The 23,880-nt window shown below is 50.3% G+C and carries 16 protein-coding genes; 11 read left to right on the top strand and 5 right to left on the bottom strand.

What is annotated here, in order from left to right; translation table 11 throughout:
• The first annotated feature begins 12 nt into the window (after positions 1-12).
• Together nagZ and IC804_RS16950 are read left to right on the top strand one after the other, a co-directional pair.
• The gene (gene nagZ / locus IC804_RS16945) at positions 13-2,106 is read left to right on the top strand and encodes a beta-N-acetylhexosaminidase (protein WP_060475797.1); all 2,094 of its coding nucleotides are present in this window, start codon (positions 13-15) and stop codon (positions 2,104-2,106) included.
• Positions 2,107-2,121: 15 nt separating this feature from the next.
• Positions 2,122-3,375, top strand: coding sequence for an exo-beta-N-acetylmuramidase NamZ family protein (locus tag IC804_RS16950; protein WP_029760921.1), 1,254 nt, complete (start codon positions 2,122-2,124; stop codon positions 3,373-3,375).
• Positions 3,376-3,537: 162 nt separating this feature from the next.
• Here IC804_RS16950 and IC804_RS16955 read toward each other — a convergent pair whose 3' ends face one another.
• A complete protein-coding gene (locus tag IC804_RS16955; protein WP_008879431.1) occupies positions 3,538-4,446 on the bottom strand; it encodes a glutamate biosynthesis transcriptional regulator GltC in 909 nt (302 codons plus the stop codon).
• A gap of 122 nt (positions 4,447-4,568) precedes the next feature.
• Between IC804_RS16955 and gltB the strand changes: the two genes are divergently transcribed.
• From gltB to IC804_RS16975, 4 genes are all read left to right on the top strand, one after another.
• Complete coding sequence (gene gltB, locus IC804_RS16960) at positions 4,569-9,128, top strand: glutamate synthase large subunit (RefSeq protein ID WP_081157315.1); 4,560 nt, start codon at positions 4,569-4,571, stop codon at positions 9,126-9,128.
• A gap of 143 nt (positions 9,129-9,271) precedes the next feature.
• Entirely contained in the window at positions 9,272-10,753 is a 1,482-nt protein-coding gene (locus IC804_RS16965; RefSeq protein WP_029760920.1) for a glutamate synthase subunit beta, read from the top strand.
• 115 nt (positions 10,754-10,868) lie between these two features.
• Positions 10,869-11,462, top strand: coding sequence for a phosphatase PAP2 family protein (locus IC804_RS16970; protein WP_035498255.1), 594 nt, complete (start codon positions 10,869-10,871; stop codon positions 11,460-11,462).
• 218 nt (positions 11,463-11,680) lie between these two features.
• The gene (locus IC804_RS16975) at positions 11,681-13,774 is read left to right on the top strand and encodes a GDYXXLXY domain-containing protein (RefSeq protein ID WP_081157314.1); all 2,094 of its coding nucleotides are present in this window, start codon (positions 11,681-11,683) and stop codon (positions 13,772-13,774) included.
• Positions 13,775-13,812: 38 nt separating this feature from the next.
• Here the strand turns inward: IC804_RS16975 and IC804_RS16980 are convergent, their stop codons facing one another.
• The 3 genes from IC804_RS16980 to IC804_RS16990 form a co-directional block, all read right to left on the bottom strand.
• Positions 13,813-14,373: a L,D-transpeptidase family protein gene (locus tag IC804_RS16980; protein ID WP_099232832.1), complete on the bottom strand. Its 561-nt coding sequence runs from the start codon at positions 14,371-14,373 to the stop codon at positions 13,813-13,815.
• Between the two features lie 489 nt (positions 14,374-14,862).
• On the bottom strand, positions 14,863-15,735 hold the full coding sequence (locus IC804_RS16985) for a fructosamine kinase family protein (RefSeq protein WP_008879425.1): 873 nt from the start codon (positions 15,733-15,735) through the stop codon (positions 14,863-14,865).
• Complete coding sequence (locus tag IC804_RS16990) at positions 15,732-16,460, bottom strand: NAD-dependent deacylase (RefSeq protein ID WP_008879424.1); 729 nt, start codon at positions 16,458-16,460, stop codon at positions 15,732-15,734. The genes IC804_RS16985 and IC804_RS16990 overlap by 4 nt, the downstream gene beginning before the upstream one ends.
• Positions 16,461-16,610: 150 nt before the next feature.
• Between IC804_RS16990 and IC804_RS16995 the strand changes: the two genes are divergently transcribed.
• The gene (locus IC804_RS16995) at positions 16,611-17,162 is read left to right on the top strand and encodes a DJ-1/PfpI family protein (RefSeq protein WP_008879423.1); all 552 of its coding nucleotides are present in this window, start codon (positions 16,611-16,613) and stop codon (positions 17,160-17,162) included.
• Between the two features lie 280 nt (positions 17,163-17,442).
• On the opposite strand, the gene IC804_RS17000 is transcribed toward IC804_RS16995, so the two are convergent.
• Positions 17,443-18,327 (bottom strand): DMT family transporter, encoded by an 885-nt coding sequence (locus IC804_RS17000; RefSeq protein ID WP_011887259.1) that lies wholly within the window; start codon positions 18,325-18,327, stop codon positions 17,443-17,445.
• Positions 18,328-18,718: 391 nt separating this feature from the next.
• Between IC804_RS17000 and IC804_RS17005 the strand changes: the two genes are divergently transcribed.
• The 4 genes from IC804_RS17005 to mngA all read left to right on the top strand — a co-directional run bounded on the left by IC804_RS17005 (position 18,719) and on the right by mngA (position 23,869).
• A complete protein-coding gene (locus IC804_RS17005; RefSeq protein WP_035499176.1) occupies positions 18,719-20,155 on the top strand; it encodes an NAD-dependent malic enzyme in 1,437 nt (478 codons plus the stop codon).
• A 122-nt stretch (positions 20,156-20,277) separates the two neighbouring features.
• Entirely contained in the window at positions 20,278-21,027 is a 750-nt protein-coding gene (locus IC804_RS17010) for an SIS domain-containing protein (RefSeq protein WP_008879420.1), read from the top strand.
• A gap of 84 nt (positions 21,028-21,111) precedes the next feature.
• Entirely contained in the window at positions 21,112-21,849 is a 738-nt protein-coding gene (locus tag IC804_RS17015; RefSeq protein ID WP_029760915.1) for a MurR/RpiR family transcriptional regulator, read from the top strand.
• Positions 21,850-21,970: 121 nt separating this feature from the next.
• Positions 21,971-23,869 (top strand): PTS 2-O-a-mannosyl-D-glycerate transporter subunit IIABC, encoded by a 1,899-nt coding sequence (gene mngA / locus IC804_RS17020; RefSeq protein WP_060475802.1) that lies wholly within the window; start codon positions 21,971-21,973, stop codon positions 23,867-23,869.
• Positions 23,870-23,880 lie beyond the last annotated feature (11 nt).

Here is a 23,880-nt window from a genome sequence, read left to right on the forward strand (position 1 = left end):
GGGGGAACGAGGATGTCATTTTATTGGAAAACAGCTGTTTTCATGACTGTGATCACCTTTTTCATTTCGTGGGCCTCGCCACAGGTTGGAGCCAAAGAGAAAGTGGGAGTCGATTTGATTATCTACCAGAATATCCCTGAGGTTGACGTAACCATCGATGGGAATACTGTCGCATTGCGGGCATTGAAAGTTTATCCAAAAGGAAATTTTTCTGAAGTGACAACAGGGGTTCAATGGAAATCATCCAATCGACAAGTCGCTTCTGTCAGCCGCAACGGTACCGTAGTTTTCAGCGGGAAAAGTGGAAAAACGTTCATCACCGTTACCGATGGCGTCCGCAAAGATCGAATCGGATTTACTGTAAAACCCGTTTCTGCAGCAAAAAAAGGAGGAAAATCAGACATCAAAGTGTCTGTTTCTAAGGAAAAAGGAAGCCGTTATGACGTGATTTCACGAGCGGTTAAAGGGTTGACACTAGAAGAAAAAATCGGCCAGATGCTAATGCCGGATTTCCGATATTTCAACGGAGCACCTGTCACGGCGATGCGTCCGGAAATCAAAGAGCTCATACAAAAATATCATATTGGCGGCATTATTTTATTCCGAGAAAACGTTGTAACGACCGAGCAGACAGCACGGCTTGTGATGGATTATCAACAAGCAGCGGAAAAGTTCGGTTTGCTGATCTCCATCGATCAGGAAGGCGGCATTGTGACGAGGTTGCAGTCAGGGACGAATATGCCAGGGAATATGGCGCTCGGAGCTACGCGTTCGGAGTCACTCGCTTACAAAGTAGGACATGCGATTGGCGAAGAGTTATACGCGTTAGGCATAAATATGAATTTAGCACCTGTTTTGGACGTAAACAACAATCCGGATAATCCGGTTATCGGGGTTCGTTCATTCGGTGAAAATCCAGAATTGGTCGCCCAACTAGGGACAGCATATATGAAAGGGCTGCAAGATAGCGGTGTTGCCGCTACCGCCAAGCATTTTCCAGGTCATGGGGATACTGCGGTCGACTCTCATCTCGGACTTCCCGAGGTGCCACACGACCGAAGCCGTCTTGAAACGGTGGAATGGTATCCGTTTCAAAAGGCAATGGAAGCTGGGATTGACGCGGTGATGACCGCCCATGTCACATTCCCGAAAATCGATGATACGAAAGTCATTTCCCAAAAAGACGGGACAGAAATTTCGCTTCCTGCCACATTGTCACATAAAGTGCTTACGGAATTAATGCGTCAAGAAATGGGATTTCAAGGCGTGATTATTACGGATGCTATGAACATGAAAGCCATCAGCGATCATTTCGGACCGGTCGATGCAGCAGTTAGAGCGGTGCAAGCGGGTGCGGATATTGTGCTGATGCCGATCGGATTGGAAGAAGTTGCTACCGGTTTGAAGAAGGCGGTGGAAAACGGTGAGATCTCACAAGAGAGGATCGATCAATCCGTGAAACGGATTTTGACGTTGAAAGTGAAACGGGGTATTTTTAAGCAAGAGACGCCGCCGAATGAACAGGAAGTGATCGATCGCGCGTTGCGTGTTGTCGGTTCAGAGGAGCATAAACAAATCGAGCGCGAAGCGGCAGCCAAATCGATCACATTGGTGAAAAATGAACAAGTATTGCCGCTATCGCCAAGCAAAATCGATCATCTCGTCGTTGTCGGCAATACGATGATTGAATCATTGGCTGAAGCGGTACGGGCATATGTGTCCAATGTGAATGTGATTCAAGGTGCAGCTCCGTTAAACGAGGAGCAGTTACAAAGCGTAAAAAAAGCCGATGCCGTTATTGTCGGCACTTATACGTCAAACGCCTCAGAGCGGCTGCCGTCCAATCCACAAATGAAAATGGTGCGACAAATGATTGATAATACGGATGCTCCTGTTATTGCTATCGGGATTCGCAACCCGTATGATATGATGTCCTACCCGGACGTTAAGGCATATTTGGCCCAGTATAGTTTTCAACCGGCAAGTTTTCAGGCGGTGGTAGATGTGATTTTTGGAATCAACATGCCAACCGGCCGGCTTCCGGTAACGATTCCACGTTATGATGGCGGTATATTGTACGAATATGGTCATGGCCTTAGTTACTAAAACGGGAGGAACGTTATGAAAAAGAAATGGTGGATGATGTTTTCTTTGATCTTGCTAAGTTTATTTATGTTTACCGATGCCTTGGCCAAAGCCCCGAAGAAAAAAGAGCATCCACAGCTAGAGTTGGGCATTGAGGTATTACTCAAAGAGCAGAAGAAGTTAATAAAAGGGAAACGGATCGGCCTCATTACGAACCCAACGGGAGTTGATCGGGATCTAAATAGCTCAGTAGACCTTCTTTACAATGATCGTGATGTTGAACTCGTCGCTTTATATGGACCGGAACATGGAGTGCGCGGCAGCGCCCAGGCTGGCGAATACGTTCCTTTTTACATTGATGAAAAGACTGGCCTTCCCGTATATAGTTTGTACGGGCCAACGAAAAAACCGACACCAGAAATGTTAAAGGGAGTAGATATCCTTCTTTTTGATATTCAAGATGTCGGCGCTCGGTTTTACACGTATATTTATACGATGGCGTATGCAATGGAAGCAGCAAAGGAAAACAACATCCCATTTATTGTGCTAGATCGCCCGAATCCGTTGGGCGGCGTGAAAGTCGAAGGACCTGTTCTAGAAACGGACTATTCCTCTTTTGTTGGAATGTATCCCATCCCGTTGCGACATGGAATGACTGTCGGTGAATTGGCGTTGCTTATTAATAAAGAGTTCGGTATTGATGCGGATGTCACCGTCGTGAAAATGAAAGGTTGGAAACGTTCAATGTATTATGATGATACGGGATGGCAATGGGTGTTACCATCTCCGAACATGCCAACATTGGATACTGCCTTGGTATACCCCGGAACGGCACTGTTTGAAGGAACAAATGTATCGGAAGGCCGCGGGACAACAAAGCCATTTGAACTGATTGGCGCTCCGTTTATCGATGGGTTGCAGTTAGCTGAAAAATTAAACGCTCTTCGCCTTCCGGGCGTACGTTTCCGTCCAGCAAGTTTTCAGCCAACGTTCTCGAAATATAGCGGAACACTCGTACATGGTGTACAAATTCATGTCACCGATCGCCAAGTGTTCCGACCGGTCGAAACAGGAGTAGCAATGGTAAAGACGATTCATGATTTGTATCCAGATCAATTTGCTTTTCGCGCTGAAGATAGTCAAGGAATCTCTTATTTTGATCAACTGATCGGAAATGGATGGGTTCGAAAGGCGATTGAAGAGGGAATGACGATGGAACAAATGAAAAAGCGTTGGGAAAAGGATGTGGAAGCCTTTCACAAGAAACGTGAGCGATATCTCCTTTATTAAGTAGCATTTTATTGTGAAAAGGAGTATATATCGCTGCCGTTGAAGCCAGCGCAGGGCGAACCATGAAGAAGAAATGATGCGTGCTTGTGAAGCGATGGCCAAAATCGCGAGATAAGGAGGAAGGGGAAGAATCGTCTCCCCTTCTTTTTTCTTTCATGCTTTCTACCCAAGCTGATACCGCTCCAGCTCGGAGAAAAAGTCTTTTACAAACTGGTAGAATACTTTCACCGACGGGGCAAGCTCATGATGGTCGGAAATGATGATGCCGACGTTTCGTTTCACTTGCGGCATTTCCAGCGGTACTTTGGCGGCATAACGGAGAAGGCTTTCCGATAAGGCGCTCTCTGGCAGGAGAGTGACGCCGATGCCGGCGGAGACGAGTCCTTTAATGGCGTCGAGGTCCTCGCCTTCCGATGAGACATTTGGGACAAACCCCGCTTGGTGACAGGCCTCAATTAAAATTTGATGCAAAATATATCCTTTTGGAAATGTCACAAACGGATCGTTACGGAGTTCGTTTAACACGATCCGGTCGCGACGGGCGAGCGGATGGCTGTTTGGCAAAAGGACGAAAAACGGCTCGGAAAATAAAATTTCCCCTTTAATACCGATTTCGCGCGCTGGAATCGGCCCGAGAAATGCCAAATCAATTTCTCGCTTTTTCACCGCCTCAATCAAATAACGGTATGCTCCTTGGCGAAGATGGAACGAGACATTTGGGTGCTCCGCTTTAAAGGCGGAAATGACCATCGGCATCATCTGGCTGGCGAGACTGGTCGGGAAGCCGATTTTAATTGTTCCGCGTTCCGGATCCAAATACTCCTCAATTTGTTGCTTGGCATCGTCGATCGCTTTCAGCACCGCTTCCGCATGAGGCAAAAAATGGCGGCCAATGGGGGTGAGTTTGACATTCCGCCCTTCCCGTTCAAAGAGTTGGACGCCGAGTTCGGTTTCAAGGTTGGCGATTTGCCGGCTGATCGCCGATTGGGCGACATGAAGGGCATCGGCCGCTTCGGATACGTGCTCGCGCTTGGCAACTTCGACGAAGTATAGCAGTTGTCTTAATTCCATTTTCTCCCTCCCTTTTTTATCGAAAAATGAGATTGATTTCATCTAAATTATATATTGTTTATATAAATTTTGAAAACTACAATAAATATTACAGACAATTCGGAACGGGAGGGGAAGGCAGCATGAAGCACTACGGATTGCCAGAAGCACAAGGATTGTATCGACCGGAATTTGAACATGATGCATGCGGGATCGGGTTTTATGCTCATTTAAAAGGAAAACCGTCACATGACATTATTGAAAAAGCGCTCCATATGCTTCGCCGGCTCGAACACCGGGGCGGTCAAGGCAGCGATCCGGAAACTGGCGACGGCGCGGGCATTATGATGCAAATTCCGCACGAGTACTTTCAAATCGTGTGCGGCGAAATGAACTTACCGGAAAAAGGTCGCTACGGGGTCGGGATGCTCTTTTTGCCGGAAAATGAAGAAAAACGAGCGTACTATGAAGCAAAATTCAATGAAATGATTGCTCAGGAAGGGCAGCAGTTGCTCGGCTGGCGAACGGTGCCGGTTGACAACAGCAAGCTTGGCAAACTGGCGCAGCAAAGCAAACCGTTCATTCGCCAAGTGTTTGTCGCTGCTAGCGATGACATTTCCGATGAGTTGGCGTTTGAACGAAAATTGTATGTCATTCGCAAGCAATTTGAAAAGTGCGTCGAAAACAATGAGTGCTACGTAGCGAGTTTCTCAAGCCGGACGATCGTTTATAAAGGGCTTTTGACTCCGGAACAAATCGACGCATTTTACTTGGATTTGCAAGATGAACGGTTCCGCTCGGCGTTTGCGCTTGTGCACTCGCGTTTTAGCACGAACACGTTTCCGAGCTGGGAGCGGGCTCATCCCAACCGCTATTTGATCCATAACGGTGAGATTAATACGCTTCGCGGCAACGTCAACTGGATGGCAGCGCGTGAAAAGCAGTTTGTTTCAGAAGCGTTCGGTGCCGATTTGGAAAAAGTGACACCGATTTTGGATACAAACGGAAGTGACTCGTCGATTTTGGACAATGCGTTTGAATTTTTTGTCTTGGCAGGCCGCGATCCAGCTCATGTGGCAATGATGCTCATTCCGGAACCGTGGTTTTGGGATGAACAAATGGATGACATGAAAAAGGCGTTTTACGAGTATCATAGCTGTTTGATGGAGCCATGGGACGGCCCGACGGCGATTTCATTCACTGACGGCAAGCGGATCGGCGCCATTTTGGACCGGAACGGATTGCGCCCGGCGCGCTACTATGTGACGAAAGACGACTACATTATTTTCTCATCCGAAGTCGGCGTCATCGAGGTTGACCCGAACAACGTTTTGTATAAAGAGCGGCTGAGCCCTGGAAAAATGTTGCTTGTTGATCTGGAACAAGGCCGGATCATTTCTGATCAGGAAATTAAGGAAGAAATGGCGAGCCAACAACCGTATCGTCAATGGATTGATGAGCACATGGTGACGCTTGATGATTTCAACGTTCCGGAAACGGTTGAAGCGCCGAAATCGCTCATTAAGCTGCAAAAAGCATTCGGCTACACGTTTGAAGATGTAGAAAAAATGATTTTACCGATGGCGAGGGAGGGCAAAGACCCGACAGGTGCGATGGGGATGGACGCGCCACTGGCGGTGCTGTCGGAGCGGCCGCAAAGCTTGTTTAACTACTTCAAGCAACTGTTTGCTCAAGTAACGAACCCGCCGATTGACGCGATTCGCGAGTATGTCGTTACCTCGACAATGACGCTGCTTGGCAAAGAGGGGAACATTTTGCATCCGGATGCTAAAGCGGCGCGCCGCATTCGCCTTGAGACGCCGTTGTTGACGAATGAGCAATTAGCCGCGTTAAAAGCGAATCCGTATCCAGAATTTTCGTGTGCCGTGTTGCCAACGCTGTTTACGGATGACTTGAAACAAGCGCTTGACGAGTTGTTTGCCAAGGCGGATGAAGCGGTTGAAAACGGGGCGACGCTTCTTGTTCTCTCGGATCGCGGCGTTGATGAAATGCATGTGGCAATTCCGGTGTTGCTTGCGGTGAGCGGGCTTCATCAGCACCTGATTCGAAAAGGGACGCGGACGAACGTCAGCCTGCTTGTCGAAAGCGGCGAAGCGCGCGAAGTGCACCATTTTGCGGCGCTCATCGGTTACGGTGCTGACGCCATCAACCCGTATTTGGCGCTTGAGACGATCCGCCAGGCGTCAGAAAACGGCACGATCGCCCTGTCGTATCGTGAAGCGGTAAAAACATATATGAAAGCGGCAGTCGACGGTGTCGTCAAGGTGATGTCGAAAATGGGAATTTCGACCGTGCAAAGCTACCGTGGCGCACAAATTTTTGAAGCGGTTGGTATTGGCACGGATGTCATCGATCAATATTTCACTGGTACGGCGTCGCAAATTAGCGGCATCGGGCTTGACGAAATCGCCAAGGAAGCAAAATTGCGCCATGAAGCGGCATTTGGCGCCCGGCACGAAGACAACGTGCTTGAGGCTGGCAGCGAGCTGCAATGGCGACGCAACGGCGAGCACCATGCGTTCAATCCGCAGACGATTCACTTGCTGCAATGGGCATGCCGGAAAAATGATTACAATCTCTATAAACAATATTCGAAACTAGCCAATGAAGAACAGCTGACATTCTTGCGCAACTTGTTCGACTTCGATCTGAACCGGAAACCGGTGCCGATTGACGAGGTCGAGCCGGTCGAGTCGATCGTCCGCCGCTTCAAAACAGGGGCGATGTCGTTTGGCTCGATCAGCCAAGAAGCGCACGAGGCGCTCGCCATCGCCATGAACCGGATCGGTGGAAAAAGCAACAGTGGTGAGGGGGGCGAAGACCCGGCCCGCTATGTGAAAGACGAAAACGGTGACTGGCGCCGCAGCGCGATTAAACAGGTCGCTTCCGGGCGTTTTGGCGTGAAAAGCCATTACTTAGTCAACGCTGACGAATTGCAAATTAAAATGGCTCAAGGAGCAAAGCCGGGTGAAGGCGGCCAGCTTCCGGCCAATAAAGTGTACCCGTGGGTCGGCAAAGTGCGCGGCTCGACGCCGGGAGTGGAGCTCATTTCTCCGCCGCCGCATCATGACATTTACTCGATCGAAGATTTGGCTCAGCTCATTTATGACTTGAAAAACGCAAACAAACACGCGCGCATTAGTGTCAAGCTTGTCGCCAAAGCAGGCGTCGGCACGATCGCCGCTGGCGTAGCGAAAGGGAATGCTGATGTTATCGTCATCAGCGGTTATGACGGCGGCACGGGCGCTTCCCCGAAAACGAGCATTAAACATGCCGGCTTGCCGTGGGAGCTTGGCTTGGCGGAAACGCATCAAACGTTGATGCTTAACGGCTTGCGTGATCGTGTCATCTTGGAAACTGATGGAAAACTCATGACGGGACGCGATGTCGTGATGGCTGCGCTGTTTGGCGCCGAAGAGTTCGGATTTGCGACGGCACCGCTCGTTGTTTTAGGCTGTGTCATGATGCGTGTCTGCCATTTAGATACATGTCCGGTCGGTGTAGCGACACAAAATCCGGAGCTGCGCAAAAAGTTTATGGGTGATCCGGACCATGTTGTCAACTTCATGTACTTTGTCGCCCAGGAAGTGCGTGAAATTATGGCTGAACTTGGCTTCCGTACGATCGACGAAATGGTTGGCCGCGTCGATGTCCTGAAAGTGAGCGAGCGGGCGAAAGCGCATTGGAAAGCGAAACATCTCGATTTGTCTCGCCTTCTGTACCAAGTGGACGGTCCGCGCACTTGTGGTAAGGGGCAAAACCATCGTTTGGAAACGACGCTTGACTATAAAGAAATTTTGCCAGCAGTACAGCCAGCACTCGAGCGACAAGAGCCGGTTGAACTCAAGCTCGCGATCCACAACGTCCACCGCACGGTCGGGGCGATGACGGGGGGCGAAATCTCGAAGCGCTACGGTGAAGAAGGGTTGCCGGAAGATACGATCCGCCTCCATTTCACGGGATCAGCCGGACAAAGCTTTGCGGCGTTTGCGCCGAAAGGAATGACGCTCGAGCTTGTCGGTGACGCAAATGACTACGTCGGCAAAGGGCTCTCCGGCGGAAAAGTGATCGTCCGTCCGCCGCATGAGGCGTCGTTTGCGGCGGCAGATAACGTCATTATCGGTAACGTCGCCTTCTACGGCGCAACAGGTGGCGAGGCGTATATTCGCGGCCGCGCCGGCGAGCGGTTTGCGGTGCGCAACAGTGGCGTCCATGCTGTTGTCGAAGGCGTTGGTGACCATGGTTGTGAATATATGACCGGCGGCCGTGTTGTTATCCTCGGCTCGGTCGGCAAAAACTTCGCTGCCGGTATGTCAGGGGGGATCGCCTACGTCCTCGCTGATGAAGACAGCTGGCAACAAACAGCCAACCGAGAGCTCGTGGCGTTTGAACGGCTCGAAGACGAGCAAGAAATTTTGGAAGTGAGCCGGATGATCGAAAACCATTACCGCTATACAGGAAGCCCGCGGGCGGCGTTGGTACTTGACGAGTGGAACGCCTATGTGAAGCGGTTTGTCAAAGTGATCCCGCGCAACTACAAACTGATGATTGAAACAATTCAAATGCTTGAACGGTCTGGGCTTTCGTATGAAGAAGCGGCCATGGCGGCGTTTGAAACGGTGGCGAAACAGAAAAAAGCGGCTGCCGCCAGCCCCCATGTATTGCAAGTGGCCGCAAAATAAGGCCATCCTTTTGGGCGGCAGCAGCCATGGCGCCGCCTTGGCCCCGCGGCCCGCGCGGGGCTCGCTTTTTGACTGGCCAAACAGGCGGGGAAGGTCGCATGAGAGAAGAAAGGCCGTATACGGAGAGAAGGAGGGGAACCATCGTGGGAAAAACAACAGGGTTTATGGAATACGCTCGTGAGGAAGAGAAAAAGCGCGATCCGCTTTCCCGTCTTGAAGATTGGAAAGAGTATGCACAACCGTTTTCCGAGGATGTACTAGCGCGCCAAGGCGCTCGCTGTATGGATTGCGGTACGCCGTTTTGTCATATGGGGTTGGAACTCAACGGCCTCACCTCCGGGTGCCCAGTGCACAACTTAATTCCGGAATGGAACGATTTAGTATACCGCGGCCGTTGGAAAGAAGCGCTTGACCGGCTTTTGAAAACGAACAACTTCCCGGAATTTACGGGGCGCGTCTGTCCGGCACCGTGTGAAGGATCGTGTACGGTTGCCATCTCCGATCCGGCGGTCGCTATTAAAGGAATCGAACGAGCCATTATTGATAAAGGGTTTGCAGAAGGGTGGGTGAAACCTCGCATCCCAAAAACGCGCACTGGAAAAAAGGTAGCCATTGTCGGCTCCGGTCCGGCCGGTCTCGCCTGTGCCGACCAGCTCAACCAAGCCGGCCACTCGGTGACGGTGTACGAGCGGGCGGATCGTGTCGGCGGCTTGCTGATGTATGGCATTCCGAACATGAAATTGGAAAAAGAAGTGGTCGAGCGGCGGGTGCGCTTGCTTGAAGAGGAAGGTGTTACATTTGTTGTGAACACCGAGGTTGGCAAAGATGTCACCGCCGATGAGTTGCGCGCTGAATATGATGCGGTTGTGCTGTGTGTCGGGGCACAAAAGCAGCGTGACTTGGTCATTGAAGGCCGGGAGCTGGAAGGCGTTCATTTTGCTATGGATTATTTAACCGGTGTGACGAAAAGCTTAATGGATTCGAACTTTGCCGATGGTCAGTTTATCGATGCGAAAGATAAACATGTTATCGTGATTGGCGGTGGTGATACGGGGGCTGACTGTGTAGCGACCGCGCTGCGCCAAGGCTGCAAAAGCGTTGTCCAGTTTGGCAAACATCCGGCCCTGCCAGACAAACGCGCAGACCATAACCCGTGGCCGCAATACCCGCTCGTCTTTACGCTTGACTACGCATATGAAGAAGCGAAAGCGAAGTTCGGTGTGGATCCACGGCAATATTGCATTCAGACGAAAAAAATCGTCGGCGATGAATATGGACGGGTAAAAGAACTGCATACAATTCAAATGGAAAAAATCATCGACGAAAACGGCAAAGCCATCTTTAAAGAAATTCCGGGGACAGAACAAGTATGGCCGTGTGATCTTGTTTTCATCGCTATCGGTTTCGAAGGTCCGGAACAGCCGGTGTTGAAGCAGTTTGGCGTGGAAACGGCCAACAATAAGGTAAAAGCCCCGTACGGAAAATATACGACAAACATCGAAGGGGTGTTTGCGGCCGGCGATGCTCGCCGCGGCCAAAGCTTGATCGTTTGGGCGATTCACGAAGGCCGGGGGGCGGCTCGTGAAGTTGATCGCTTTTTGATGGGAGAGACGAAATTGCCGTGACCATAGCTTCCTCCTTAAAAAGTACTGCTTTTTAAGGAGGATTTTTTGTTTTTCCGGAAAAATATTTATAGGAAAAACAAACAAGGAGTGAACCGAAGTGAATCGGCGATTATGGATGATATCGGCTGCCGGTGCGGTCCTTTTTTCGCTTGTTTGGATCAGCATGGAGGTCGGGTTGACAAAAGCAATGGACGAAGGTGGGCTGCGGGTGTTTGACCCATGGCACTGGCTCGATTCTTTTACTTTTTTTGGAAGTAAAGGGGCAATTGGTATAATTAGTGTGATGCTCGTCATCGGTTTATGGTTTTTCCGCCGTGATGTGTATGGGATGGTGCTAGTTCTCGTCGCTGTTGGCGGAGGGTATGGCATCAATGAGTGGGTCAAGCACGTTGCCGGACGGGAGCGTCCGCCGCATGCTGGAATTGAAGGGTTCAGTTTTCCGAGCGGACACGCAATGGTCGGGACGATTTATTTGCTGCTTTTGGCGTATTTTTTGGCGCAAACACGTACAAAGCGCGAAGAACGGGCAGCCATTTACGGTGTTTTTGCGCTGCTGGCACTCTTGACTGGTTTGAGCCGATTGAGCTTGCAAGCGCATTATCCGTCCGATGTGCTCGGCGGGTTTTTGCTTGGAGGAGCTTATCTTGCTTTTTGTCTCGCTTGTTACCGGACATTGGCAAGACGGATTGAGCAGAAACGGAAGAGCTAGAATGCTCGCTCCAATATGAAGATGATTCTAAAAAATGATCTTCAATTATGTAAGATTTATACGGCAAAGGAATCGGCGATTCACCAATGTTTTTTCTTCCGGCAAGACTTTAGAAGGATAGTGTCCCGTGACGAAGAACGAATGGACGTCCCGGTGGTCTTTTGGACAGTTTTTCAAGCATATGTTAGTAGCAAAACGCCACAAGGAGAGAGAGGAATATGTCAGTTCGCGTTGTGAAAGCAGGGTATGCGTTGGCGCTGTTGTGCTTCATTGCCAGCATAGTTTATTTTTTTGCTGCCAACTGGCCTGAGATGGGACGTGAGGAGAAAGCCGGAATCAGCATCGCCGTCATGGCTGGATTTTATGTCGTTAGTGCAGTGTTAATGAGATTTCATCATTTTTTAGGGCGTTGGATGTTGATTGGCGGGGCGCTGTCGTTTGGCATTGCCTTGGCATTGCTTGGGCAAATCTATAATTCCCACGCTGATAGTTATTGGTTGTTTCTCATTTGGCTTGTGCCGACCGCCTTGCTGGCGCGGCTGACCAAAGACCAAGCGCTTTCAGTTCTCGCTGTGGTGTTGCTACAACTCGCCTGCTGGTTTTATTATTTCCCTTCTGCTTACCATATCGAGTGGACGGAATGGTCATCGTTTGGCTGGCTATTGTTGTTTGCTGCTGTCAACGGAGCCCTCTTTGGCGTGAGCCGTTCGCTGTGGGCAGCCCGTCTCGCCTATGCGGCCATGCATGGCTGGCTGCTGATGATCGGTATCACTGGTTTTTCGTACGGACGCGATGTCTGGTGGCCATACGTATATGCAGCGCTGTTAGCCGGATTGCTGTATTACTTTCTTGCGATCTCAAAACAGCGGTCGTACACGTTACTGACAAGTTTGTTTGCCGGCTTGTTTTTGCTGATTCAATACATTCGTCTGCTCGTGGATCATTTTGAAACATGGCTGCTTCTCATTGGGCTTGCAGTGGCAGCGGCTGTTCTGTATGGCGGAATCGTGCTTCTGCAGCGGGCGGGACTGTTTTCGTCGGGGACGCGGGCTGGAAAATGGTTTTTGACGGCGTTTCAGGCTGTGATTACGCTTGCGGCTTCGGCGTTGGCGACGGCAAGTTTGCTCGGCTTGTATCTCCTTTGGACGGAATCATGGTCGCCGTATGTGCTCTTTTTCGTCTCGATCTTCGGATTTGTTCTTCCTGCCTCGCTTGGCCGACGGTGGAATTCTGTTGTTCGCTATACGTTGCTTGCAGTCGGTTACGGGCTTGGATTGGCGATGGCGCCGGAAGTGTCGACGGTCGTGTTGTTTCTTTATGCTGCTGTATTGGCGTTCGCACTGATCCGTTCCTTCGAGCACGGGGTGCGCCGGTTGACGACGGTGGCGTTGACGCTCTATTTGTTTGTGGCACTTGAATTGACCATTGAAGATGGGCGGCTTGTGCTGCTGGCGCTTGCCGTGTTGAACGGCGGTTTGTACGCATACGACCGGTGGAGAGGGAAGACAGCTCTCACCCCGCTCGTGTTGGCGCTAGGCGCGCTCGGGATCGCGACAAGCGTTGACATGTTTACCGCCGATGGACTATATATTGTTTCTAATATCGCCATGGTTGCTGTGCTCGGCTTTTTCTTGTTTCAACAGCGGCGCCAGGAGCGAGCTGTTGCTTGGGGGTATACAGCACTTTATCTTGTGTTGAAATATTACGAACTAGCATGGAACTTGCTTCATAAATCGATCAGTTTGCTAGCTGCTGGGATCGTGCTGCTTGTCTGGGCGGTCTGGTTGGAAAAGCGAAATCAGCTCGTGTTATCTGAAGGAGTGCGTTGGCGTCGGCGCGTTTCACTTTTCGTAGCGATTGTTGTCGCCGCCCAATTTGTTTTTGTAGGGGTTACGATATGGCAAAAGGAACGCTTGTTGCGGTATGGTGATGTGGTAAAGTTAGAACTTGAGCCGGTGGATCCGCGTTCGGTGCTGCAAGGGGATTATATTCAGTTGCGTTATGACATTTCCACGATCCGGTCATTGGCCGGAAGTGGTAAGGTGCAAGTTTTGTTGCGAAAAGGGCCGGATGGGGTGCACCGCTTTGCCGGCGTGTATGCTGTCAATGGTGAAAAACGGCCCGGATTTACGCGACAACAAGGGGACATTGTGATCAGCGGCACCTTCTATGATACCCGAGTCGTATACGGAATTGAGTCGTATTTCGTGCCGGAAAAAACAGGAGTGCGATGGCAGGAAAACGCCCGTTTCGCTTATGTGCGCGTCAGCAAAAACGGCGATGCGTTGCTTGAGGAGATCAGCACAAAATGAGCCCACTGTCTCCCGTGAGCTCATTTGGCGAATCCGATTCATAATTTTTTCTGTTCGCTAATGAGAATGATGGGCTTCTTTTTGGCGTCAAGCCGCTTGATGACGGATAAGAGATCTTTTTCAGCCATGGCGATGCAGCCGAGCGTATAACTGGAAGGGCGTGGCCAAATGTGCAGAAAGATGGCGCTTCCTTTTCCTTTCACGATCGGGCTGTCGTTGTAACGAACGACGACGGCATATTTGTAAAGTGGGTGAGTGAGGCGTTCAAACGATTTCCAGCGCCGATGCGGGTTGCCGCGGTAATAAATCCAGCGGTTGTAGTCTTTGGATGTCGGATCGTCCACCCAATAATCGTAAGCGGTTGTTTGCCGGTAGGGGATTTTCAGCCCCGCCGGCTTTTTGGCGGTGCCGAACGCTGTACCTAATGGGTAAACGCCAGCGGGCGTCTTTCCATCTCCCTCTTTTTGTTTGCCAATGCCGTTTTTACCGACAACAACGCGGATGTTCGCGAGCACTTTCCGCCATGTTCCGTTTTGTTTTTCGTAAAGGTATAATGTCCCGCTTCGTGCCTTGGCATGACTGGTAACTACAACTAACACCTGCCCGTTTGGCAACTTGTTCAGCCGATTGAGAATCTTTTTTCTACTGATAGCGCCGAAGCGTCTGCTCGCCCGGCTGATAGGGCAAGCACGAAGCTACAAAGCAGCCAAAACCAGCGCCGCATAGTCATCCCCCTTTGTTGATAACTATCGCTCTATGAAATGTTGTACGGTCATCATCTCAACTGGTTAGACATCGGAACTGACGAAACATGGAAACGTTGGTTAGTGCTAGATTTATAGTAATAAATCAACTGGTTGGTTTTCAATCCATTTCTGTTTTTTAGCATCATACTTCCGTGAGAGTATTTTCCATAATTGATTGGAAAAAGAGGAAAGGTCGTTAGTTTATGACAAGTTCGTGTATCGAAGTCGCAAGATACCGAAACGATCAAAGTGGAAACATGCGCATGATGCGGTCAAAAAATGGCGTTGATCGGAAAGACAGGACATTGTACGCGGTATGTCAACATCGAGGAACGGGGGAATTTACTCCCCCGCATAGCGTTCGAGCACGCGGTCGACCGCCGTGCCATACGCCTCACCAAACAAATTCAAGTGCACGAGTAAATAAAACAGCTGGTAAAGCGGCTTTCGTTCATGGTACTCCGAAGAGAGCGGCATAAGCTCTTGATAGCTCGCATAAAACTGGGGCGGAAAGCCGCCAAACAGCTCAGTGAACGCGATTTCCAACTCGTAATGGCCATAAAAAACGGACGGATCGATCAAATACGGGACGCCGCCCGGACCCGGAAGCCAGTTGCCGCCCCATAAGTCACCGTGCAACAACGATGGAAAGCAATCGTTTGGAATCCACTGGTCAAGTCGCTCGAGCAAACGTTCAAAACGTGTTTGCCGCTTGGCGGACAGAAGGCCGTTCGCTGCCGCCCGTTTCATTTGCGGGACGAGGCGGACATCGCGGTAATAGTCGAGCCAACGGCCGTACCATCCGTTTCGTTGCGGCAGCATCCCGATATAGGTATTGCGGTCAAGCCCGAACGCCGGTCCGCGGCAATGATGAAGGCGGGCGAGGCCGCGCCCAAGCTGTTCAGCCGTCTGCGCTGTTTCTGTTCCTTCCACCCACTCGAGGACAAGCCAGCCGTATCCGTCCGCCTCCCCAGTGCCGAAGACGCCTGGGACACGGATCGCATTCGCCTGCTTGATCAGCTCCAATCCTACCTGTTCGGCGGCGAAAAAGCCAGCTGGCGGGAAGCGTTGCATTTTGATGAAATACGTTTGTTTGTCGCTTTGAACGCGGTAGGCGTCATTGATGTCGCCGCCTGATACTCGGCGCCAATGACGGATTCGCGAATCGTCGCCGATTGAGCGAAGCGCCTCTTGCAAAATCGTTTCCCTGTTCATGGTGCTCCCTCCGTCAGCTGTTGGTCAATTTCTTTGAGCACTTCGCCAATTTTCCGTTGATGAATGACGGCATCAGCCAGATGATCGAGTTCCGTCGGTTCCCAGTTGATGATGACCAATTTGGCTCCATTTTGTTTGGCGACAAACGGCAGCTGATTCGCCGGCGATACTTGCAAGGATGAGCCGAGCACAAGGAATAAGTCCGCTTGGCGGGCCTCCTCCCACGCTTGGGTGATGGTTCTCTCTGGCAGAGGTTCGCCAAACAACACGACCGATGGGCGTAAAACACCGCCGCATTCGCACGTCAATACGCCGTGTAAATAAACATGGCTCGGCTGTTTCTGCCCGCACTGCTGGCAATGGACGGTGCGCAGCGAGCCATGCAGTTCGATGACGCATTGACTGCCGGCTTGTTGGTGAAAACCATCGACGTTTTGGGTCACGATCGTCCGTACGATTCCGCGTTGCTCCCAATCAGCCAACAGGCGATGCCCGTTATGTGGCTGACACTGTTGCAAGGTGCGGATGCGATATTGGTAAAACTCAACAAATGACTCGTGGCGGTGGTGTAAGGCATCGACGGTGGCCAATTCGCTCGGATTGAAGCGCGCCCACAGCCCCGTGCGCGGCGAGCGGAAATCAGGCAGCCCGCTTTCGGTTGACATGCCGGCGCCAGTAAGCACAACCGTCTTTCGCGAGTTGGTAAGCCAGGAGGCAATGGTCACTGTTTTTCCTCCTTTACCTTTTTCTCTCCCCATTTTACAGTTCAATGGGTCATTCATATATGTTCGACAATCATTTTGCTTTCCCTGTCCGTCTATTTCGATTATGATAGAAGAAGGGGAAAGAAAAAAATGGGCAAGGAGGAAAGAAATATGGGAAAACGTGTATTGATCATTACCGGTGACGCTGTTGAGGCGCTTGAAGTGTATTACCCGTATTATCGTTTGTTGGAAGAAGGGCATGAGGCAACGATTGCCGCACCGAAGAAAAAGAAACTGCACACCGTTGTCCATGATTTTACCGACTGGGATACGTATGTGGAAAAACAAGGATACTTGATTGATGCTCATGCGTCGTTCGCCGAGATCGATCCGACGCAATACGATGCGTTAATTATTCCGGGTGGACGCGCGCCGGAATACATTCGTCTTGATGAAAACGTACAGCGCATCGTTCGCCATTTCTTTGAGGCAAATAAGCCGATTGCCGCGATTTGTCATGCTTCGCTTATTTTTGAAACGATGCCTGATGTGCTGAAAGGACGGAGCTTGACAGCATATATCGCCTGCAAACCGGGGGTCGAAGCGCTCGGAGCGACATATGTGTCCGACCAAACCGTGCATGTCGACGGCAACCTCGTTTCCGCCCATGCTTGGCCGGATTTGCCGGCGTTTATGCGCGAGTTTCTCCGTTTGCTTCAATAGTGGAAAAACAGCGGTCTCCCTTCAAAACAGGGAGGCCGCTTTTTCTCATGTGAAAAGGTTGATGCTGTACTGTTTGCGACCGACCTCGGTTTCTTTGATTGCAAAGGGAGATGACAGCGCGTGTTGGCCCGCTCTGTCTTTTCCCATTTTTGTTTCCGTGAATGGTGAGGAATCTTTTGGTCATGAACGGAGGGGACATTTTTTCATTATGTCGCCAGTCGGTGAGGCAGAAAGGAGCCGGGCAAGCATCCCGGTCTGCGGAGAAACAGCTAGAGAATCATCAGCCGGTGATGTCCGTTTGTTTCGACTTCGCTTTCGTCGCCAAATAGACGCCAAACAAGACGAAAGCGCCGCCTGCAAGCTGCGAGACGGATAGAGTGCCGCCAAGCAAAAACGTGATCAAAGCGGTAAACACGGCAATCAAGTTTAAATATACGCCGGCATGACTGGGGCCAACTTTTTGCACCGAGACGTTCCAAAATAAAAAGGAAAGAACGGACGGAAACAAGCAAATATAGGTAATCCCAGCGAACCCAGCTGCGCTCAATTGATCGGATGGGAACGGATACAACATAGCGAACGGCCATAATATGATCAAACTGAAAAAGACGGAACACGCCGTCGCTGTTATCGGCGGAACAGGGAGTTTTTTGCCAATGATCGAATAAAGTGCCCAGACGACGCCGGCTGCGAGCATCATCAAATCGCCGCGGTTGTAGTTTGTTTGGAAGATATGACCGATATGCCCGTCTGTCAAAATAAACAGCACGCCAATGAGCGATAATAAAAACCCGATGATATTCACTGTTGACAGTCGTTCTCGTAGCAACATATACGACAACACGACGATGATGGCCGGATTGAGTGAGTTGACGATCGCTGCATTCATCGATGACGTATAGGCGAGCGCGCCGTACAAAAGTAAGTTATAGCCGATAATGCCGAGCGCCCCAGACGCAACGAGCGGCAGCCAATATTGTTTCATTACATCCCAGTAGCGCGGCCGCTCAAGCCAATAGGACACAGGAACTAGGATGATGAAGGCGGCGCACCAGCGAATCAAAGTCAGCCAAAACGGGCCAGTTTCCGTGATGACCGCTTTGCCGACCACGTAATTGCCGGCCCAAAACAAGTTGGCCAAGACTAGAAATAGTTTTTCTTTCATCTTTCTTCGCCCCTGTTTTGTTTCTCCTATCCTTTACGTTTACTTCACCTCTTCCGTAGTTTCCTCTTTTTTCGTTTTCCTTTTATTTTATTTCAAGCCTCCGTTTCCCAATGCAGGCGTAAGTACGGAGCGTTTCGTGTAGCTTATTTCTTTGAGTTTGTTAAGGGCAAGAAAATCATGCCTTCCCGCCTTGTTTTCGATGAACACAGACAATAGACGGTAGCTTGTAATGCGGACAGCGACAATGGTCATGTTGCCGATCAAAGCACATCCTGATAATATTCGCTCGTTTGTCCTGCTCAAACAATAAGGGTTGTCTTTTTTTTACTCATAAGATAACATGTGTACCGTAAGGCTGTTTATAAAATAGAGAAAAGGAAGGACGATTGTTATGGCATTACCAGGCGGGGCAGCGATGAACATTACGATTCGTCTCCAGTTTGAAAAAGATATCGTCTCATTTAGCGATATCGCCGCAGCCATTGGCAAAGCAGGTGGAGACATCGTCGGGATTGACGTCATCTCATCGAGTAAAGTTCATACAGTGCGTGACATTACCGTCAGCGCGCTCGATACGAAGCAATGCGATTTGATCATCGAGGCGCTGAAAAAAATTCGAGGCGTCAAAATTGTGAACGTTTCCGACCGCACGTTTTTAATGCACATCGGGGGGAAAATTGAAACGAATTCGAAAATTCCGGTGAAAACACGTGATGATTTGTCGCGAGTGTATACGCCGGGCGTGGCACGCGTTTGCACGGCTATCGCTGAAGATCCGCGCAAAGCGTATTCGTTAACGATTAAACGCAACACCGTCGCGGTCGTGTCCGACGGTACGGCAGTGCTCGGGCTTGGGGACATCGGCCCGTATGCAGCGATGCCGGTCATGGAAGGGAAAGCGATGCTGTTTAAACAGTTTGCGGGAGTCGATGCGTTCCCAGTTTGCTTGGACACGAAAGATACGGAAGAAATCATTCAAATTGTGAAAGCGATTGCCCCGGCGTTTGGCGGCATTAATTTGGAAGACATTTCGGCGCCGCGTTGCTTTGAAATTGAGGCGCGTTTGAAAGAAGAACTTGACATCCCGGTGTTCCACGACGACCAACATGGCACAGCGGTCGTGTTGCTTGCTGGATTGCTGAATGCGTTGAAAATTGTCGATAAAAAGCTTGAGGATATCAAAGTCGTCTTAACTGGTATTGGCGCGGCCGGCATCGCTTGCACGAAAATTTTGCTTGCTGCCGGTGTGCGCAACATTATCGGGGTCGACCGTTATGGCGCCATCCACCGCGATGAAACGTACGAAAATCCGTATTGGCAAGAATATGCACAAATCACCAATCCTGATAATCTCAAAGGAAGCTTGTCGGATGTGATCGTTGGTGCGGACGTATTTATCGGCGTTTCCGCCCCAGGCATTTTGAAAGTCGAAGACGTGAAAAAAATGGCCCGCGATCCGATCGTGTTTGCGATGGCCAACCCGGTGCCGGAAATCGATCCGGAGCTGGCCGAACCGTACGTGCGCGTGATGGCGACCGGACGTTCTGACTATCCGAACCAAATTAACAACGTTCTTTGCTTCCCGGGCATTTTCCGCGGTGCATTGGACTGCCGAGCGAAAGAAATTAATGAAGAAATGAAGCTTGCTGCCGCAAAAGCGATTGCTTCGGTTGTCACCGAAGATGAATTGAACGAAACGTATATCATCCCAAGTGTATTTAACAGTAAAGTAGTAGAACGCGTTCGCCAGGCGGTCATTGAAGCAGCTTACCGCACCGGGGTCGCTCGGAAGGACAACATTCCGGTTGGTGGGTACACAGGACAGTAAACAAGCAACCCAATCGAACCGATGGACGGCTTCCTTTGTAAAGGGAAGCCGTTTTTTCGTTGCAGGAGCGTCTTATTGCGGGCGAATCACGTTTAGAAATAAGGTTAAGGAGCGAAGGGGCAGTGATCGATCAATATTTTCAAAAAATCAACGAACGTCTAAACCTCGTTTTAAAACACGAAAAGGACAATCTGAAAAAGGCCGCCCATGCAGTGAGTAAGGCGGTTCAGAACGGCGGGATCATTCAACTATTCGGATGCGGTCATTCTCATATTATGGCGGAGGAAGTGTTTTACCGTGCGGGTGGACTTGTCCCGGTGAAACCCATTTTTGTGGAACCGTTGATGCTGCATGAAGGAGCGGTTCGGTCTTCGATGTTAGAGCGAATGAATGATTTCGCACCGAGTTTTATAGATCGCGAAGATATTCGTTCCGGAGACGTTTTCTTTATTTTGTCCACATCAGGGCGCAATCCGGTTCCGATTGATGTGGCGCTGGCGGCGAAAGCGAAAGGCGCTTATACCATTGCCATAACATCCTTGGAATATTCAAAAAGCCAGCCCTCGCGGCATAAGAGCGGCCGGTTGTTATATGAGGTCGTCGACCTTGTGATTGACAACCATTCCGTGAAAGGCGATGCGATTTTAACCCATCAGAACGTTTCAGTCCCATTTGCTCCCACTTCGACAGTGGTCGGCAGTGCGATTTTAAACGCCGTTTTGGCTGAGGCAATTGCGCTTATGGCAGAAAACGGAGTTGAGCCGCCTGTCTTTTTAAGCGGCAACATCGAGGGGGCAGACGAACATAACCGCCGCTGGATTGAGAAGTATAAAGAACGCATTCCGGTATTGATTGAAGGGTGTCAGCCATAGCGTCAGAACCAGGCTCTGTAGCCAACTGCCATCGGTTCTTGCTAAAATTGTAGTAAACGATGAGACGGTGGGAGATGGAGACGGATGCGTTTTGACGAACGGGTGCGACTGTATGCCGATAAGCTGAACGATACGGATGACCAAATTGTTGATTACATTATGGAGTACCGCAAAGAGATCGCTGACATTTCGATTCAGAAAATGGCGGCAGCGCTTTATACAGTGCCGAACACGATCGTCCGGTTTGCCAAAAAATTAGGATATAAAGGGTTTGCTGAACTGAAGGCGGCGTTGGCACTCGAGCAGCGGGGCGGGACGGCCATACGGGCGGACGGAACAACGATCATTGAAAAAACGAAAGAGCTGATTGATGATCAGCTCATTGAAGAAGCTGTGCGCAAGATGCATGAGGCCAAGCACGTCTTTTTTTACGGCGTCGGCGATTCTGCTTATTTTTGCGAGATGATGGCTAAACATTTGCGGTGCGTCGGCAAACAGGCCGACTTTTTTGTCCAACGCCACGATATGCTATATAATGCGGATCATTGCGGGGAAAAGGATGTTGTCTTTGTCATTAGCGTATCCGGAGAAACGAAGCAAGTGCTTGAGGCGGTCGCGGCCGCGAAGCAGAACGGGGCGTTTGTCATCAGTTTGACGCATTTTTGTCCAAATTCACTCGCTGATCTTGCCGATTTTCATTTGTATTGCTGGGCGCCCAAACAGTTTTTAAACAAATATGATGTTACCGACCGTACATCGCTCTATCTTGTGTTGCGGGTGTTAAGTGAACGATATTGGCAAAAGCAGAGTGGATGTGTATAAATACACAAACAAACTGAATCACAGCGAGAGAATAGTGAAAAAGTAAGAAGATTTCAGTCTTCTTGCTTTTTTTCTTTTATAATGAAGTCGACAAACGGCATGGAAAGAGAGGATGAGAGAGATGGAACTAAAACAGCTGACGAACGTTCGGCTGATCGATGTAGAATTGTCGTTGTCTACAAAAGAAGAAGTCATTCGCCATCTCATTAGCAAGTTGGACGAGGAGGGGAAATTGTATTCGGCTGAATTGTTTTATCAAGCGGTGATGGAGCGGGAAGCGCTTTCTCCGACGGGGCTCGAAGCGGGCCTAGCCATTCCGCACGGGAAATCGAAAGCAGTAAAATCGGCAGCCTTTGCGGTGGCGAAGCTGGTTCGGCCGATTCGTGATTGGGAGAGCATCGACCCGTCCAATGAAGTAGAACTCGTTTTTTTATTAGCGATTCCGGAACAGGAAGCGGGATCGACGCATTTGGATTTGCTCGCGGAGTTTGCCAAACGGCTGGCACGCGTTGAATATCGTAAACGGTTGCAGCAATGCCGCACGGCGGAAGAGATGTATCGAGCTCTTGATGAAGAAACGAGAGAGGCCATTGACGCAGCGGCAGCAAAAAAAACGATTGTCGCCGTGACAGCCTGCCCGGCTGGCATCGCCCATACGTATATGGCAGCTGAAGCTTTAGAGCAAGCCGGACGGGAGGTCGGGGTTGCTGTATACGTTGAAAAGCAAGGGGCGAACGGCATTGAAGATCGTCACACAGAGGAGCGACTGCGAAAAGCCGAAGCAGCGATTTTTGCTGCGGATGTGGCGGTGAAAAACGAGGAGCGGTTTGCCCATTTGCCCGTGTACCGAACGACAGTTGCGGCGCCATTGAAAGATGCGAAAGGCGTCATTTTGAAAGCGCTTGAGAAAGCGGGGAAGGAAGGAAAGCGGGAATATGAGCCGGCAAAGGAAACGGAACCTGAGCGCGTTTCATGGCAAACAGAAGTGAAAAATGCCATTTTGACCGGCATTTCTCATATTATTCCGATTATCGTTGCCGGCGGGATGATTTTGGCGTGTGCGGTGCTCATCGCCCAAGCGTTCGGATTACAGCAAGTGTACGATACGGAAAATTCGTGGCTTTGGATGTTGCGTAAACTAGGCGGCAATATGCTTGGTACGCTCATGATTCCAGTGCTGTCAGCTTACATGGCGTATGCGATTGCCGACAAACCAGCGCTTGGTCCGGGATTTGCAGCTGGGATTGCTGCGACGATGATCAACAGTGGCTTTTTAGGAGGCATGCTCGGCGGCTTTTTGGCGGGCTACTTTATGAAGTGGTTGAAAAAGCAGCTTCCGCCAAAAGGTGCGTTCTCTGGATTCATCAGCTTTTGGTTGTATCCGGTCATCGGTTCGCTTGTTGTCGGAGCGCTTATGCTGTTTGTGTTCGGCAAGCCAGTCGCCGGTTTGAACAATGCGCTGCTTGAGTGGCTGGACAACTTGTCGGGCAGTAACGCCATTGTGCTCGGCGCGATTTTAGGAGTTATGGTGTCATTCGATTTAGGTGGGCCTGTCAATAAAGCGGCGTATACGTTTTGCATTGGTGCGATGGCAAGCGGCAACTTTATTCCGTATGCGGCGTTTGCCTCGGTGAAAATGGTGTCGGCGTTTTCAGTTACTGCAGCGACGCTGTTGTTCAAACGGTATTTTGAAGAATATGAGCGAGAAGTCGGCAAATCAACATGGATTCTTGGGCTAGCTGGTATTACCGAAGGAGCCATTCCGTTTATGATTAACGATCCGCTACGCGTCATTCCGTCGCTTTGCATCGGATCGGCAGTCACCGGAGCGATTGTCACGGCTTCACAAATTGGACTGAACGTTCCCGGAGCCGGTATTTTCTCGCTATTTGTCCTACAAGGCGCCTCGTTATGGAAAGCAGGATTCATCTGGCTCGGCGCTGCACTAATTGGGGCATTTATTTCCATGGTGCTGTTAGTTGCCACGCGCGTGCAAAAGTTAAAGATGCAACAACGATAAGGCAAATGAGG

It is taken from the genome of Geobacillus sp. 47C-IIb, from assembly GCF_014679705.1.
Lineage (GTDB): Bacteria > Bacillota > Bacilli > Bacillales > Anoxybacillaceae > Geobacillus > Geobacillus thermodenitrificans.

Excerpts from the sequence above, each read along its gene's own strand:
- nagZ (WP_060475797.1), top strand. The coding sequence starts at position 13 with ATGTCATTTTATTGGAAAACAGCTGTTTTCATGACTGTGATCACCTTT.
- IC804_RS17015 (WP_029760915.1), top strand. The coding sequence starts at position 21,112 with ATGCGTTTTGACGAACGGGTGCGACTGTATGCCGATAAGCTGAACGAT.
- IC804_RS17000 (WP_011887259.1), bottom strand. The coding sequence starts at position 18,327 with ATGAAAGAAAAACTATTTCTAGTCTTGGCCAACTTGTTTTGGGCCGGC.
- gltB (WP_081157315.1), top strand. The coding sequence starts at position 4,569 with ATGAAGCACTACGGATTGCCAGAAGCACAAGGATTGTATCGACCGGAA.
- mngA (WP_060475802.1), top strand. The coding sequence starts at position 21,971 with ATGGAACTAAAACAGCTGACGAACGTTCGGCTGATCGATGTAGAATTG.
- IC804_RS17005 (WP_035499176.1), top strand. The coding sequence starts at position 18,719 with ATGGCATTACCAGGCGGGGCAGCGATGAACATTACGATTCGTCTCCAG.
- IC804_RS16985 (WP_008879425.1), bottom strand. The coding sequence starts at position 15,735 with ATGAACAGGGAAACGATTTTGCAAGAGGCGCTTCGCTCAATCGGCGAC.
- IC804_RS16970 (WP_035498255.1), top strand. The coding sequence starts at position 10,869 with ATGATATCGGCTGCCGGTGCGGTCCTTTTTTCGCTTGTTTGGATCAGC.
- IC804_RS16950 (WP_029760921.1), top strand. The coding sequence starts at position 2,122 with ATGAAAAAGAAATGGTGGATGATGTTTTCTTTGATCTTGCTAAGTTTA.
- IC804_RS16975 (WP_081157314.1), top strand. The coding sequence starts at position 11,681 with ATGTCAGTTCGCGTTGTGAAAGCAGGGTATGCGTTGGCGCTGTTGTGC.
- IC804_RS16995 (WP_008879423.1), top strand. The coding sequence starts at position 16,611 with ATGGGAAAACGTGTATTGATCATTACCGGTGACGCTGTTGAGGCGCTT.
- IC804_RS16955 (WP_008879431.1), bottom strand. The coding sequence starts at position 4,446 with ATGGAATTAAGACAACTGCTATACTTCGTCGAAGTTGCCAAGCGCGAG.